Annotated in this window: 13 protein-coding genes; 1 reads left to right on the top strand and 12 read right to left on the bottom strand. The window is 69.6% G+C overall.

Features of this window, described 5'->3' with window-relative positions; translation table 11 throughout:
• Window positions 1-115: 115 nt before the first annotated feature.
• On the top strand, window positions 116-307 hold the full coding sequence (locus LPH33_RS03550; RefSeq protein WP_006551813.1) for a DUF3073 domain-containing protein: 192 nt from the start codon (window positions 116-118) through the stop codon (window positions 305-307).
• Between the two features lie 225 nt (window positions 308-532).
• Here LPH33_RS03550 and purM read toward each other — a convergent pair whose 3' ends face one another.
• The 12 genes from purM to LPH33_RS03490 all read right to left on the bottom strand — a co-directional run bounded on the left by purM (window position 533) and on the right by LPH33_RS03490 (window position 15,398).
• A complete protein-coding gene (gene purM, locus LPH33_RS03545; RefSeq protein WP_059384269.1) occupies window positions 533-1,606 on the bottom strand; it encodes a phosphoribosylformylglycinamidine cyclo-ligase in 1,074 nt (357 codons plus the stop codon).
• Between the two features lie 137 nt (window positions 1,607-1,743).
• A complete protein-coding gene (purF, locus tag LPH33_RS03540; protein WP_016695605.1) occupies window positions 1,744-3,327 on the bottom strand; it encodes an amidophosphoribosyltransferase in 1,584 nt (527 codons plus the stop codon).
• Between the two features lie 98 nt (window positions 3,328-3,425).
• Window positions 3,426-3,812, bottom strand: a complete 387-nt coding sequence (locus LPH33_RS03535; protein ID WP_016695604.1) for a sterol carrier family protein — start codon at window positions 3,810-3,812, stop codon at window positions 3,426-3,428.
• An 11-nt stretch (window positions 3,813-3,823) separates the two neighbouring features.
• Complete coding sequence (locus tag LPH33_RS03530) at window positions 3,824-4,489, bottom strand: CPBP family intramembrane glutamic endopeptidase (RefSeq protein WP_229567053.1); 666 nt, start codon at window positions 4,487-4,489, stop codon at window positions 3,824-3,826.
• Window positions 4,486-6,261: an alpha/beta hydrolase gene (locus tag LPH33_RS03525; RefSeq protein WP_088897488.1), complete on the bottom strand. Its 1,776-nt coding sequence runs from the start codon at window positions 6,259-6,261 to the stop codon at window positions 4,486-4,488. The genes LPH33_RS03530 and LPH33_RS03525 overlap by 4 nt, the downstream gene beginning before the upstream one ends.
• A gap of 2 nt (window positions 6,262-6,263) precedes the next feature.
• Entirely contained in the window at window positions 6,264-8,543 is a 2,280-nt protein-coding gene (gene purL, locus LPH33_RS03520; RefSeq protein WP_145691380.1) for a phosphoribosylformylglycinamidine synthase subunit PurL, read from the bottom strand.
• A 67-nt stretch (window positions 8,544-8,610) separates the two neighbouring features.
• Complete coding sequence (locus LPH33_RS03515; RefSeq protein ID WP_229567052.1) at window positions 8,611-9,285, bottom strand: Uma2 family endonuclease; 675 nt, start codon at window positions 9,283-9,285, stop codon at window positions 8,611-8,613.
• Window positions 9,282-10,577: a M18 family aminopeptidase gene (locus tag LPH33_RS03510; RefSeq protein ID WP_145691383.1), complete on the bottom strand. Its 1,296-nt coding sequence runs from the start codon at window positions 10,575-10,577 to the stop codon at window positions 9,282-9,284. The genes LPH33_RS03515 and LPH33_RS03510 overlap by 4 nt, the downstream gene beginning before the upstream one ends.
• A gap of 72 nt (window positions 10,578-10,649) precedes the next feature.
• On the bottom strand, window positions 10,650-11,000 hold the full coding sequence (locus LPH33_RS03505) for a VOC family protein (protein ID WP_186455118.1): 351 nt from the start codon (window positions 10,998-11,000) through the stop codon (window positions 10,650-10,652).
• Window positions 11,001-11,260: 260 nt separating this feature from the next.
• Window positions 11,261-11,857 carry a TetR/AcrR family transcriptional regulator gene (locus LPH33_RS03500; RefSeq protein WP_016695415.1) on the bottom strand — a complete coding sequence of 199 codons (597 nt, stop codon included), beginning with the start codon at window positions 11,855-11,857 and terminating at the stop codon, window positions 11,261-11,263.
• Window positions 11,858-11,929: 72 nt separating this feature from the next.
• Window positions 11,930-14,176: a cytochrome P450 gene (locus tag LPH33_RS03495; protein WP_145691384.1), complete on the bottom strand. Its 2,247-nt coding sequence runs from the start codon at window positions 14,174-14,176 to the stop codon at window positions 11,930-11,932.
• 49 nt (window positions 14,177-14,225) lie between these two features.
• The gene (locus LPH33_RS03490; RefSeq protein ID WP_229567050.1) at window positions 14,226-15,398 is read right to left on the bottom strand and encodes a serine hydrolase domain-containing protein; all 1,173 of its coding nucleotides are present in this window, start codon (window positions 15,396-15,398) and stop codon (window positions 14,226-14,228) included.
• Window positions 15,399-15,448: the final 50 nt, after the last annotated feature.

Here is a 15,448-nt window from a genome sequence, read left to right as displayed (position 1 = left end):
TGTGTGGAGGCGCAACCGAAGTTTCCACGCTAAAGTGGGCGTCAGGAAAATACTCAACACACCGGGGCCGCCACTTTTCCCCAGGCCGCCCCGTCAAAGCGCGAGGGGGTTGGCCATGGGCCGCGGCCGGGCTAAGGCAAAGCAGACCAAGGTTGCACGGCAACTCAAGTACAGCTCGCCGTCCACCGACTTCGAGAGCCTCCAGCGAGAGCTGTCTGGCGGAGCAACCAACTCGCAGCGGGACGAAGTCTTCGCCGAGCAACGTTCCGGTTGGGACGACGACTACGACGACGACTGGCGTCGCTGACCTGATATCACTCTCCGACGGAGGGGGAGGCCGACTTTCGGCTCCCCCTCCGTCGGTGGTGTGGTCGGCGTTCGACGCGAGGCCGGACGGCGCTCGTCACCGTCCGTAGCCTTCGAGTCTGTGACTTCCGAGTTCACAACACGGCAGTGAGCCGAAAGGCCGGTCCCCCATTCATCCTGGGGGAACCGGCCTTTCGTCGTGTTCGCGTCGGGCGACGCACGCCCGTCAGAAGCGCGGGTGGTCTCCGAGGAGCACCGCACGCTCGTCGGCGCCGTCCTGCGCCTTGCGGACCGTGCCGAGCGTCCAGCAGTCGATGTGCCGGGCGGTGAGCACCGCCAGAGCACGATCGACGTCCTCGGGGGCCACGATGGCCACCATGCCGACGCCCATGTTGAAGGTCTTCTCCATCTCGACCCGCTCGACCCGTCCGCGCTGCGCGATGAGGCCGAAGACCGGAGCCGGACTCCAGGTGGTGCGGTCGAGCTCGGCGACGAGCCCCTTGGGCATCACGCGCGCGAGGTTCGCGGCGAGGCCGCCACCGGTGACGTGGCAGAAGGTACGCACCTCGGTCTCGGCGGCGAGCGCGAGGCAGTCCTTGGCGTAGATGCGGGTGGGCTCGAGCAGCTCCTCGCCGAGGGTGCGACCGAACTCGTCGACGTGCGCCGTCAGGCTCATCTTGCCGATGTCGAGCAGCACCTTGCGGGCGAGCGAGTAGCCGTTCGAGTGCAGACCGGAAGCGCCCATCGCGATGACGACGTCGCCGGGGCGCACGCGGTCGGGTCCGAGCAGCTTCTCGGCCTCGACGACACCCACGCCGGTCGCGGACAGGTCGTAGTCGTCGGCGGCCATGACGCCCGGGTGCTCGGCGGTCTCGCCACCGAGCAGCGCGCAACCGGCCTGGACGCAGCCCTCGGCGATGCCGGCGACGATCTCCGCGACCCGCTCGGGCACGACGCGACCGACGGCGATGTAATCCTGCAGGAACAGCGGCTCGGCGCCGCAGACCACGAGGTCGTCGACGACCATCGCGACGAGGTCGAGACCGACCGTGTCGTGCTTGTCGAGTGCCTGCGCCACCGCGAGCTTGGTGCCGACACCGTCGGTGGACGCCGCGAGCAGCGGCTCCTTGTATCCACCCTTGAGCGCGAACAGACCGGCGAACCCACCCAGGCCGCCCATGACCTCCGGGCGGGTGGCCTTCTTCGCGTGCGGGGCGAACAGTTCGACGGCTCGGTCACCGGCCTCGATGTCCACGCCCGCCGCGGCGTAGGAAGCTCCGGGGGTTGCGTCCTCGGTCATGAGTTGTCGGCTCCAGCCTCGAGTTGTGTCTTGTCGTGAAAAATCTGGCTACATGCGGGCAGGCACACCTGCGTCCGGGCATGCGAAACGCACGCCGAACCGTGCCGACCGCGGCACTTACGGTACCCGACCAGCTTCTACGGCCGACTGAGAACGTCCGCGTTGTCGTTGTCCAACACGGTCGGGGTGGCCGAATCGGTGTCGACGACGCCGTTGAGGACGTCCTTGCCCGCCTGATGCTCGCTGGGGAGCGCGATCGGGTAGTGGCCGTCGAAACATGCAGCGCACAAACGGGATGCGGGCTGCTCGGTGGCGCCGATCATGCCGTCGATCGAGATGTAACCGAGCGAGTCTGCGCCGATCGACCGGCGCACCATCTCGACCATCTCGTCGTAGTCGTGCCCCTCCTCGACGGTGTCGCGGGTGCCCGCGCCGTTGGCGATCAGCTCGGCCGGCGACGCGAAGTCGATGCCGTAGAAGCAGGGCCACTTGACCGGCGGCGAGGCGATGCGCACGTGGATCTCGAGGGCGCCGGCCTCGCGCAGCATGCGGATCAGGGCGCGCTGGGTGTTGCCGCGCACGATCGAGTCGTCGACGACGACGAGGCGCTTGCCGCGGATCACCTCGCGCAGCGGGTTGAGCTTGAGCCGGATACCGAGCTGGCGGATGGTCTGGCTGGGCTGGATGAAGGTGCGGCCGACGTAGGCGTTCTTCATCAGTCCCTGGCCGTAGGGCAGGCCGGAGCCCTGTGCGTAACCGACGGCGGCCGGGGTTCCCGACTCGGGCACCGGGATGACCAGATCGGCGTCGATCGGGTGTTCCTTCGCGAGCCGGCGGCCGATCTCCACGCGGGTCGCGTGCACGGAGCGACCGGCGATGGTCGAGTCGGGACGCGCGAGGTAGACGTACTCGAACACGCAGCCCTTGGGCTCGGGGTTCGCGAAGCGCGACGAGCGCACACCGTCCGCGTCGATCGCGAGCAGCTCGCCGGGCTCGATGTCGCGGACGAAGGATGCACCGACGATGTCGAGGGCGGCGGTCTCGCTGGCGACGACCCAGCCGCGGTCGAGGCGTCCGAGGCACAGCGGGCGGATGCCCCACGGGTCGCGGGCCGCGTAGAGGGTGTGCTCGTCCATGAAGGTCAGGCAGAACGCGCCGCGCAGCTGCGGGAGCAGCTCCATCGCGGCCTCTTCGATCGTGCTGTTCTTCGCGCCGTGGGCGAGCAGCGCACCGACGGTGTCGGAGTCGGAGTTCGCCGCACCGGGCCGCGTGGGATCGAGCACACCGAGACGGCGTCCGCGTTCGGCGAGTTCGGCGGTGTTGACGAGGTTGCCGTTGTGGCCGAGCGCGACGCCCGAGCCGGCGGCGGTGGTGCGGAAGATCGGCTGCGCGTTCTCCCAGGTCGTGGACCCGGTGGTGGAGTAGCGGCAGTGGCCGATCGCGATGTGGCCGGTCATCGCGGCGAGCGTCTGCTCGTCGAAGACCTGGCTGACGAGACCGAGATCCTTGAAGACGAGCACCTGCGAACCGTCGGCCACGGCGATGCCCGCAGCTTCCTGTCCGCGGTGCTGCAGCGCATAGAGACCGTAATACGTGAGCTTCGACACGTCCTCACCGGGAGCCCACACTCCGAACACTCCGCACTCTTCGCGGGGTTCGTTCTCGGGTTCGGTGGAGGCGAGAAGATTACGTGTGTGGACCGACAGATCGGCACTGGTCACGGACGTGCTCCCTGAGGCTGGACAAGCGGGGCTCCCCCCATTCTACGGCCAGCGCCGGGTGCTCCCTCCCGGACGCCCGGTGTGGGCCCCGGTAAACGTCAGAGTCGGGCGATCGGGAGCAGCCGTCCGATCTCCGCTGCGCGCCCACCCGATGCCTCCACCGCACCCGAGTCCACGGCCCCGTCGAAATCGATGCTGCCGACCACCAGACGCAGCCACGTCCGCGGATCGGTCTCGACGACGTTGGGCGGTGTCCCTCGCGTGTGGCGAGGGCCCTCGATGCACTGGACGGCCACGAACGGCGGCACCCGCACCTCCACGCTCGATCCCGGCGCGATCTGTTCGAGGGTGCGGGCACTGAGCCGGACGGCGGCGGCGAGATCGGGGCGCGGCGGCTTCTCGTCGCTCTCCCCCGTCACCCATGGACCCACCCGTTCGAGGGCTGCGCGCAGTTCGGCGGGGTCGACGGGTTTCCGGGGTGCCATGGCAGCACAGCCTAACGAGGTGGGCGCGTCGCGATGCCGACCGCGACGGCACCGCCGGCGTTGATCGCCAGGTGCAGGAGCATCGGCGCGACGACACTGCCGGTCCGTCGTCGCAGTTCATCGAACACCACCCCGCTCAGGGCGGTGAGCGCGACGGTTCCGGGCACCGAGTCCCCGGCGTGCCGGGCGGGAACGACGTGCCAGAGCCCGAAGGCGACCGAGGTCAGCACCCGGTGCCACCTCCGTGACGCGCGGCGGGTCAGGGCGTACAGAACCGATCGGAACAGCAGTTCCTCGGCCAGGACCGTCCCGAAGGGGATGTGTACGAAGACCCACTCGGTGTGGTCGGCGCGTCGCGCTCCGGCGGCCATCCGCCGTCGTACGGGTGGGACGGCGAGCATCACCGTGTAGGCCGCGACCGGCAGGACCGCCGACGCGGTCCCCCACCGCAGGCCCTTCCCTGCTCTGCGCCAGCCGAGCTCGGCTGCGGAGACACCGGCCGCGCGGGTGGCCGCGGCGAGCGCGACACCGAAGCCGGCGTTCGCGGCGGCCCTGCCGCGCGGACCGAGATCCATCGCCGGGAGGACGAGGGTGTTCCACGCGACCAGCGCGGCGGCGCATCCCGCAGCGGTGCAGCTCACGGCGGTGCCGCTCACAGCGGTGACTCGCGAGGTCACTTCTCGGGTCCGTCGTCCTCGGCGAACGCCTCGAGGGCGATGCGCACCCGCTCGGTGTCGTTCTCGGTCCAGCCCTCGGGCTGGGTGATCTCGATCCATCCCTCGAGCACCGCCGACCCGTAGTTGTGGCCGTGTCCGTCGGGCACGCCGGCAGCGTTGGTGAGGTCGGCGGAGACCTGCCAGAAGGTGACGAAGGGGAACCACCGCATCTGCGGCAGCCGGTCGCGTCCGGGCGGCTCCGACAGCCAGTCGGGGCGGGAGAACAACAGGTCCGGCGACCACCAGACGACGGGATCCGAGGCGTGCTGGATGTAGAGCACGCGGGGCGACAGCCACGGTGTGTCGGGCTCGTGGATCGCCTCCCGGCTGTCGGCGAAGCGCACGACGAGACCGTCCGCGTACACCGGCTGCACCTCGGTCGTGCCGGGATCGCGGCGTTCGACGAGCTGCCGCCACAGACGGTTGGAGTTGGGCGGGCCCACCCACAGCACCCCGTCCATCTGGGCGCGGATCTCGGCGAGACTGTCGAAGGCACCCTCCCCCGACTGCGTGCCGAGGCTCTCGCCGTAGAGGAACAGGTCGGGGCGGTCGTCCTCGGGCAGCTGCGACCAGCGTTCGTGCACCCGCTCGACCAGCATCTTGCCTGCGGCAGCGGCCTTCTCCCGGTCGGCGAGGAAGGAGATCCAGCTCGGCAGGTAGGAGTACTGCCAGGCCACCATCGCCAGGTCGCCGTTGTGGACGAGTTCCATCGCGCGGGCCGCGGTGGGATTGACCCAGCCGGTGCCGGTGGTGGGGATGAGGACGAGAGTGGAACGGTCGAAGGCACCGGTCCGCTCGAGTTCCGCGAGAACGAGGTCGATGCGTTCTTCCGGTGTGGGTGCGGTGTCGAGCCCGACGTACACCCGGATCGGTTCCGGTGCGGGACTGCCGTTGACGGCGGTCAGTTCCTCGGCGTCGAGTCCTCGCGAGACGAAGTTGCGGCCCTCGAACCCAAGCGTCTCCCACGCCGCGAGGGATTCGGGGCTGCCGGACTTCGCGGGATCGACCGGTTGGATCGCGCCGGGACGGGTGGTGTCGTCCTGCAGACCGAACGCCTGGTTGACGATGGCGTAGGTGCCGCGGATGAGCACGCCGTCGATGAGCATGAAGGTCGCGAGGACCACGACCAGAACACCCAGCGTGCGGGCGAGACCGAGCGGCATCCGGGTGCGGCGCATGAGCAGCATCGACACCCAGCGGACGATGTCGCGCAGCCCGCGCCACAGGGCGATGAGAGCGGCGGCGACCGCGACGCTCAGCACGATGGTGCGCAGATATCCCGAGGTCGTGGTGCCCTCGACACCCATGAGCGCGGCGAGCTGACGTTGCTCGCCGGCGGAGAGCACGAGTGCGACGAGCGACGCGAGAGCGGCCGCGACCGGAACCGCGACCTTGATGGCACGCAGCACCGGCAGCGGCGGCGGCCACCACCGTCGCCCGGGAAGCAGGAAGCGCGCCACGGCCCAGCCGACGACGCATCCGACGCCGTACCCGATCGCGGCGTTGATGCCGCCGATCAGGCCCTGGAAGAGCCAGTCGCGCGGGAGCAGCGACGGCGTCAGCGACCAGCAGAAGAACAGCGCCGCGAAGGCGACGCCCGTGAAGTCCAGGCTGAGCCACCCCCACACCCGTGCGGTGAGGGGGTGGCGCTCACCGAAGTCGGTGACCGCGGCGATGATCCGGCCCTGCCGGGCCTCGAACGCCGCCAGCCGATCGACCTGGGTGGCCGGCACGGTTACCCGAACAGGGCAGGCAGGGTCCCTTCCCACACCTCGCGCAGCTCGGTCATGGGGATCGAGAACAGGCCCTGGACCTCGACGGAGTCGGATCCCTCGTCGACGACACCGATGCGCACCCACGGCATGTTGCGTGCGGTGCACATACCGGTGAAGCGCGACTCCTCGGTGCGCGGCACGGCCACGAGCACGCGGCCGGCCGACTCGGAGAACAGCGTCACGAACGGATCGGCGTCCTCGGGGATCAGCACGCGGCAGCCGGTCTCGCCCGCGAGTGCGGCCTCGACGACGGCCTGCGCGAGACCACCCTCGGACAGGTCGTGCGCGGCGGAGATCAGGCCGTCGCGCGAACCCGCGGTGAGGATCTCCGACAGCAGTCGCTCACGGTCGAGATCGACCTTCGGCGGGACACCACCGAGGTGGTCGTGCTCGACCTGCGCCCAGATGGAGCCGTCGAACTCGTCGCGGGTCTCACCGAGCAAGATCAGCGTCTCGCCCGGCTCGAGGCCGATGCCGGTGGGGATGCGGCGGTGCACATCGTCGATCACACCGAGCACCGCGACGACCGGGGTCGGCAGGATCGCGGTGGCGCCGGTCTGGTTGTAGAAGCTGACGTTGCCGCCGGTGACGGGGATGCCGAGCTTCGCGCAGCCGTCCGCGAGGCCGCGCACGGCCTGCTGGAACTGCCACATCACGCCGGGATCCTCGGGCGAACCGAAGTTCAGGCAGTTCGAGACGGCCTTCGGCGTCGAGCCGGTGGCGGCGACGTTGCGGTAGGCCTCGGCGAGGGCGAGCTGGGCGCCCGCATACGGATCGAGCTGCGTGTAGCGGCCCGAGGCGTCGGTCGCGAGCGCGATGCCGCGGCCGGTCTCCTCGTCGATGCGGACCACACCGGCGTCGGCGTTCTCGGCGAGCACCGTGTTGCCGCGCACGTAGCGGTCGTACTGCTCGGTGATCCACTTGCGGCTGCACAGCGCCGGCGACGCGAGCATCTTCAGCAGCGTCGCGCGCAGCTCGTCGGCGGTCTCCGGACGCTTCAGACCCGCGGTGGTGTTCGCGATCAGCGCGTCCTGCGAGGCCGGGCGCTCGACGGGACGCTCGTAGACCGGGCCCTCGTGCGCGACCGTGCGCGGCGGCACGTCGACGACGGTCTCGCCGTGCCAGTCGATGACGAGGCGGTCGCCGTCGGTGACCTCACCGATGACGGTGGCCAGGACGTCCCACTTCTTGCAGACGTCCATGAAGGCGTCGACGTTGTCGGGCGTGACGACGGCGCACATGCGTTCCTGCGACTCCGAGGACAGCACCTCGGCGGGGGTCATGCCCTTCGCGCGCGTCGGGACACGCTCGAGGTTGATGTGCATGCCACCGTCGCCGGCGGCGGCGAGCTCGGAGGTCGCGCAGGACAGACCGGCACCGCCGAGGTCCTGGATGCCGACGACGAGCTTCTCGCGGTAGAGGTCGAGGCAGCACTCGATGAGCACCTTCTCGGTGAAGGGGTCGCCCACCTGCACGCTCGGGAGCTTCTTGGGGCGGCCACCGGCGCTGTCGTCGAAGGTCTCGGAGGCGAGGACGGACACGCCGCCGATGCCGTCGAGTCCGGTGCGCGCGCCGAACAGGATGACCTTGTTGCCCGTGCCGGAAGCGTGGGCGAGGTGCAGGTCCTCCACGCGCATCGCACCCGCGCACAGCGCGTTCACGAGCGGGTTGCCCTGGTAGGAGGCGTCGAAGACGGTCTCGCCGCCGACGTTGGGCAGGCCCAGGGAATTGCCGTAGCCGCCGACACCGCGCACGACACCGTCGACGACGCGACGGGTGTCGGGGTGATCGGCTGCGCCGAAGCGGAGCTGGTCCATCACGGCGATCGGGCGGGCGCCCATGGCCATGATGTCGCGGACGATGCCGCCCACGCCGGTCGCGGCGCCCTGGTACGGCTCGATGTACGACGGGTGGTTGTGCGACTCGACCTTGAAGGTGACGGCCCAGCCGTCGCCGATGTCGACGACGCCGGCGTTCTCACCGATGCCCGCGAGCATCGACTCGCGCATCTCGTCGGTGGTGGTCTCGCCGAAGTAGCGCAGGTGCACCTTCGACGACTTGTACGAGCAGTGCTCGGACCACATCACCGAGTACATGGCGAGTTCGGCGTCGGTGGGGCGACGGCCCAGGATCTCCTTGATCCGGGTGTACTCGTCTTCCTTCAGACCCAGCTCCCGATAGGGCTGAGCGGCGTCGGGGGTTTCGGCGGCGTGGGAGACGGTATCCACGTGCGGTGACACTGGGCGTCGGGTCCCTTCACTCTGGGATCGAAAACGGCAGGCCGGGCGGGAACTGCCGCGGATCAGTCTATCGCTGCGCAGGCGCGACGGGGTTCACCGGTGCGGGCACGAGCTCCGACGGTGTGACGGCCACCTCGGTGCCCAGCGCATCGAGGGTGACGGTGCCCGAGTGCTCCCCGTCGAATCGGTACCACCCGTCGACGAGCGTGAAGGTGGCGATCACCGGCGGTCCGCCGAGATCGACGATCCAGTACTGCAGGACGCCGGCCTCCGCGTATTCGGAGAACTTCGTGACCCGGTCGGTGCGGGCCGTGCCGTCGACGGTGACCTCCACGACCAGCTTCACCTCGGAGATCGGTGCCCGATCCGGGTCGGCGTCGACGAGGGAGCGTCCCACGACGATCACGTCGGGGCACCGCACCGTCAGCGGCTTCTCCGCGACCAGCACCTCGACGCCGCCGAGCGCGCACCATTCGTCGGGCAGCTTCTCGTCGAGGAGCAACGCCAGGGTCACCGCGGCGTGATCGTGCGCCGCTCCCGGTGCCGGCGCGGCGACGAGGACGCCCTCGCACACCTCCACGTGGTGGCCGTCGGATTCGGGCAGGGCCGACCACTCGGCGAGGGACAGCAGATGATCGGGGTAGGACGGGACGTCCACTGCATTCCCCCGTTCTCTCCGACCGGACACGACCGTCTTCAGTGTGTCACCGGCGGGTGCTTCGGGGCGGGCGAACGCGGTCACGATGCCGGGGTCAGGAAAGCGGTCAGGGCCTGCGCATAGCTCGCCACGTCGTCCGCGCCCATGAACTCGCGCGCCGAGTGCATGGCGAGCTGCGGGGCTCCGACGTCGACGGTCGTGATGCCGGTCCTCGACGCGGTGATCGGACCGATCGTCGAGCCGCACGGCAGGTCGGCGCGATGCACGTACCGCTGCAGCGGGACCCCCGCCTGCTCGCAGGCCAGCGCGAAGGCTCCGGCGCCGGTCGCGTCGCTCGCGTACCGCAGGTTCTGGTTCACCTTCAGGACCGGTCCGCCGTTCACCGCGATGCGGTGGGCGGGTTCGTGCCGCTCGGGGTAGTTGGGGTGCGTGGCGTGCGCCATGTCACCCGACGCGACGATCGAGCCGGCGCGGGCGCGGAGGAACTCCTCACGTCCGCCGCCCCGGAGCAGGACGATCCGTTCGAGGACGGTGTTGAGCAGTTCCGAGAAGGCGCCGCGGTCGGACATGCTGCCGACCTCCTCGTGGTCGAACAGGGCGAGGAGCGGCATCGGGCCACCGTGCGCAGCGACGTGTTCCGCGGCGTCGAGCAGGGCGTGCAGCCCGGCGTAGCAGGTGCCCTGGTTGTCGAGACGCGGTGCGCTGACCAGGTCGCGGCCCGGCCCGACGACCGCGCTCGGCGCCAGGTCGTGGGTCATCAACTCCCAGCCGAGCACCGCGCCCGGATCGATCCCGTGCTGCTCGGCGACCCACGCGATGAACGAGCGCGGTTCGGTGCCGACACCCCAGACACCGTTGACGTGGCGCTGCGGGTCGAGCTGGACGCCCTTGCGGTCCTCGGACAGGTGGATGGCGAGCTGCGGGACCCGCAGGACCGGCGCGTCGACGCGGACGAGGACGTCCTCGGTCGTCTCCCCCGCGCGCACGGTGAAACGGCCGGAGATCCCGAGGTCGCGGTCGAGCCACGAGTTGAGCCACGCACCGCCGTACGGTTCGAGCCCCACCATCCGCCAGCCCGCCGACGTGAGGTCGGGATGCTGCTTGACCCGCAGGTTGGGGCTGTCGGTGTGCCCGCCGACGATGCGGAAGGGCGCGGCCGGATCGTCGGCGACTCCCTCGGTGCTCCACGCGATCAGCGACCCGCCGCGCACCAGGAAGAAGCGTCCCGGCTCGGAGGGCCAGGCCTGCTGCTCGTGCAGTTCGACGAAGCCCGCCTCGGTCAGCGCCGCGGCGACGGTGGCGCAGACGTGGAACGGCGACGGCGACAGGTCGACGAAATTACAGAGACCCCGAGCATCGGCACGCGTGGAAGACATGACTGCATCTTCGCATCACGGACAGTCTCGGTGCTGAACGAAAGAGCCGCGCCGCTCCCCTCGTGCCGAGTGTCAGTGGCCCTCGGCGACGCAGAACAGGTTGCCCTCGGGGTCGGCGAGCGTCACCCAGCGGAAGTCGTCGCCCATGTTCTCGCGATGGACCTCCTTCGCGCCGGACTGCACGAAGCGCTCGACCTCGGCGTCGAGGTCGGGGGCCGCGAGATCGAGGTGCACGCGGTTCTTCCCGGGCGTCGGATCGGACACCTTCTGGAAACCGAGCCTGATGCCCTGCGGCAGGGCGACGATGAAGAACCAGCCGTCGTTCTCCTGCTCGATACGGCCGCCGGTACGCTCGGCCCACCACGTCGCGATCGGAGCCGGATCGGTGGTGTCGAAGGTGATCATCGCGATGGTCGCTGTCATGGCGCGACGGTACCGCCGGGGACCGACACGCAACGCCCGTCGACGGACGGGCACGATTTGGGTAGTCCTACTCAGGACAGGACGATCCGGCTCCGGCAGACTGATCCGCGATGTCGCGCATGGGGGATGACGACGACATCGCGCCCGGGACTTGATCGGGGGGTCGAGCTCCGGGTTGTAGGGACGAGGGATTCCGCAGCCGATCGGGACGGTGGCGGGGTCCCTCGTTCCGTCTCTCCGACTCCGTTCTCCGCGCAGCCTCAGCCCACTCGCTGCAGACAGAACAACCACTGCTCAGCAAGCACCGAGACGAGTTCACGGAAGTTCTCGTCGTGTCCCTGCACGAGCGCGAAGTGGAAGTTCCGGTCCGTCGACATCAGCATCGACGTCACGTGGAGGCGAGCGCGCCGCCGCGCATCCGGATCCGATTGGCGCTCGAGCAGATTCCGCATCCCCTCCGCGACTCGACGCAGCATCGCGAACCATTCGTCCGACACCAGAGCCTCGTGCGACAGCGCCTGTTCCATGCTGGCGAACTCGGGGCGGTGCTCACGCCAGAACTCGGCGTGGTCCTCGAGCCACGCGACGACGTCGTCGAGTGTGGGATCGACGATCGCGTCGAGCCGCGCGTACGCCTCGGCGATGGGGCGCTCGAGCGCCGCCATGTGCGACTGCACGATCTCGGCCTTCGACCGGAAGTGCAGATAGAAGGTTGCGCGGGAGACCCCGGCGGCCTTGGCGATCGCTTCGGCAGTCGTGGCCGTGTACCCGGCCTCGACGAAGAGCACCCGCGCCGCTTCGACGAGCGCGTCGCGGGTGGCCTGCTTCTGCTCGGCCCTGGTCAGCTTGGCCCGCACCCGTACCTCCTGCGTCTGGTCCGACCGGGAACCCTACCGTGGGCCGAGCGCACGGCAGGGTTCCCCTGCAGGTCAGGCGTCGAGCACGAGCTTCGGGCAGCCCTTCTCCGCTCGCGACACGCAGATCATCATCGTCTCGTTCGCCTCCTGCTCGGTGGCGGTGAGGATCGAGTCGCGATGGTCGGCGCGACCGGCGACGATGCGCGTCTCGCACGTTCCACAGGTGCCCTCGAGGCAGGACGAGAGCGCGCGGACACCGTGTTCCTCCGCGACCTCGAGGACGGTCCGGTCGGCCGGCACCGTCGCCGTGATGCCCGAGGCCGCGAACTCGACCTCGAACGCGACGTCGGGTTCGGTCCGGACGATCTGCTTGGCGGCGAATCGTTCGGTGACCAGCGATCCCACGGGCCAGTGCGCGCTCGCGGCCTCGATCGCCTGCAGCAGCGGCTCGGGGCCACAGCAGTAGATCAGGGTGTCGTCGGCGGGTACGGCGAGCAGACCCGCGAGGTCGAGCAGGCCGTGCTCGTCCTGCGGACGCACGGTGACCTTGTCGCCGTACCGTTCGAGTTCACCGAGGAACGCCATGGACGCGCGGGTGCGACCGCCGTACAGCAACGACCACTGCGCGCCCTGCGCCTCGACCTGCTCGATCATCGGCAGGATCGGGGTGATCCCGATGCCGCCCGCGACGAAGACGTACCGCTTCGCGGGCCGCAGCGGGAAGTTGTTGCGCGGCAGTCCGACCGTGACGGTCGAACCCTCGTGCAACCGGTCGTGGACGAAGGTCGATCCGCCACGCGAGGCGGGCTCGCGCAGCACACCGATCCGCCACCGCGACGCGTCCTGCGGCGACGAGCACAGCGAATACTGACGCACCAGGGCGTCGTCGCCCTCGCCCAGCCGGACCTCGGCGTGCGCGCCGGGCTTCCACTGCGGCAGGGCCTGCCCGTCGGCGTGACCGAGAGTCAGCGAGACGACCCCGTCCGCCTCCTCGCGCCGTTCGAGAACGGTGAGCGAGAAGTGGCGTGCGACGGTCGTCTTCGCGCGTTCGACGTCGGCGACGTCCCAGGTGACCGGCAGGGTCCGGCGCACCGGGAGCAGCGCGATCGGCAGGAAGTCGAGCGGCACCTCGGGGGCGGGCCGCAGCGAGGGCAGCCGCTCGAACAGCACCTTCAGCGCGGTCGCGCCCTGCACGCGGGCGAGTGCCTGCCCGAGGCAGGTGTGCCGGCCCTGGGTGAAGGCGAGGTGGTCCTCCGGATCGGACCGGTGGATGTCGAACTCGAACGGGCGAGCGGTGCGGGCGGGGTCGGTGTTGGCACTGGCGAGCGCCATCCACACCATGTCGCCCTTCTTGATCTGCGCACCGCCGAGTTCGATGTCCTGCTCGGCCTGCCGCGCCGCGAAAGTCGACGACGGGCGCCGTCGCACGGTCTCCTCGAACACCCGCGACCACAGCTCCGGATCGGCGATCGCCTCGGCGAGCACGTCGGGGTTCTGCGCCAGGAACAGCACCGCGTTCGACACCGCCTGCGTCGTCGAGTCGACGCCGGCCATCGCGAATTCCGTGAGGTGCACGGCGATCTGGGCCGACGACAACATCGGTTCGCCGTCCTTGCCGGTGACGATCGCCATGTCGGAGATGAGATCCGTGCCCGGGTTCTCGCGGCGCTCGTCGATGATGCCGCGCAGCACGAGCGTGGCGTCGACATAGCGCTGCCACACCTCGGTGCGCATCGGTTCGGCCATCGGTTCGGCGGCCGAGGCGAGGATCATGGCGAAGTCGTCGCGGAGCTGCCGCATCATGGCGTCGTGCTCGTAGCCGAGTCCCATGTGCGCCATGATCGTTCCGGTGGTGAGCTCGAGGGCGTACTCGGTGACCAGATTGGCCGAACCGTTCGCCTCGAACCGGTCGATGATGCGGTGCGCGCGGGCCTCGATCTCGGGCTGCAGCGCCTGCATGCGCGCCTTGGTGAAGCCGCGTTGCGCCACGAAGCGGTGGTCGGTGTGGCCCGGCGGGTCGGAACCGACCAGCATCTGGGTGATCAGGTCCGGCGGGACGATCGCGCGGAACTGTTCGGGCACGTCGATGGTGCCGGAGTTTCCACCGGAGGTGAACTTCTGCCAGTCGGCGAGCACGGTCTCGACGTCGTCGCGACGGGTGACGATCCACGCGTTCAGGTGCGGGTAGAAGAAGACCGGCGTCTCGTCGCGGAATTTCGCGAAATGTGCTGCGGGATCGACGAAGTAGTCGTCACCGAGAGCGTCGAAGCCGTGTGCCACCGGGCAGCGTGCCGCCGGGGCTTCGGGGGTGAGGGTCATGACGGGCTCCCATCCCGGCCGCGGCCGGAACGTTGCAGGGTCGTGTGGTTCAGACGGCCGCAGCAGCAGCCATGGTGGACAGCTTCTGGAACCGGGCGACGTTGTCGCCCTCGTCCATGCAGCCGGCCGAGAGGAAGACGAAGGTCATGTCGAGTTCGGGGTCGACCCAGAACAACGAGGAGCCGGCGCCGTAGTTGCCGAAGGTGCGCGGCGAGGTGAAAGGTCCGAAGAAGGACGCATGGGATCCGGTGCCGGACAGGGAGAATCCGAGTCCGAAGTTGCCGGGCGGGGTCTCCCATCCCCGGGACGCGGCGATGCCCGCGTACAGGTCGTTGGGCATCGTGCCGGTCTGCAGGGTGGTGGCCCGGTCCACGACGACCGGGGCGATGAGGTACTCGCCGTCGACCTCACCCTTGCGGCGGAACATCTCGGCGTAGGCGAAGATGTCGTCGACGGTGCTCACGGCACCGACCCACGGGATCTCCGATTCCTCGCTGATGGCGTCGTTGAGGTCCTCGATGTCGGCGGGCGAGAGCCATCCGTTGTCGGGGACGTACGCCTTGAGCGGCACGGCGTCGGCGCGCCAGGCCTCGGGCAGACCGAAGGCGGTGCGCGTCATCCCGATCGGGTCGAAGATCAGATCCTTCGCCAGATCGCGGAAGCGCTCGTATCCGTAGACACGCCGGACCATCTCGCCCATGAGGGCGTGATTGATCGAGGGCGCGTAGTTGAGGTTGGTGCCGGGTTCGTTGACCACGTCCACCGAGCACAGCGCCTCGATGACGTCGGCGAGGACACCGAAGCGGTCGGGGCCGAGGCCGGGGTTCGGGGTGGCCGGCATGCCGGAGCGGTGGGTCAGCAGGTGGTGCAGGTTGATCCGGTCCTTGCGCACGGACCGGAAGACGTCGGTGCCGAAGAACTCGGGGATGATGTCGACGACGCGGGTCGACAGGGCCAGCTTGCCCTCACCGAGGGCCCGGTAGGCGAGCGCGTTGGTGAACGACTTCGTCATCGACAGGATGCGGAAGACGTTGTCGTGCCGCATCGGGGTCTTGGTCGCGCGTTCGGCGTAGCCGATGGTCTCGTTCACGGCGATGTCGCCGTGGCGGGCGACGATGATGTTGACGCCGTCGTAGTCCCCGCGATCGATGTCGCGGCGGATCTCGTCGGTGAGGCGGGTGAGGGCCTTGCGGTCCAGGGCGCGGGTGGCGAGGGCGGTCATCTTCGACGGTCCTGTTCTCGAAAGTTCTGGTGGGGTGGCGGGTACGGCTG

It is taken from the genome of Rhodococcus sp. RDE2 (assembly GCF_020885655.1).
In the GTDB taxonomy this organism is placed as follows: domain Bacteria; phylum Actinomycetota; class Actinomycetes; order Mycobacteriales; family Mycobacteriaceae; genus Rhodococcus; species Rhodococcus pyridinivorans.
Note: the sequence above shows the minus strand (reverse complement) of the source record. Positions and strands in the feature narration are given on the sequence as shown.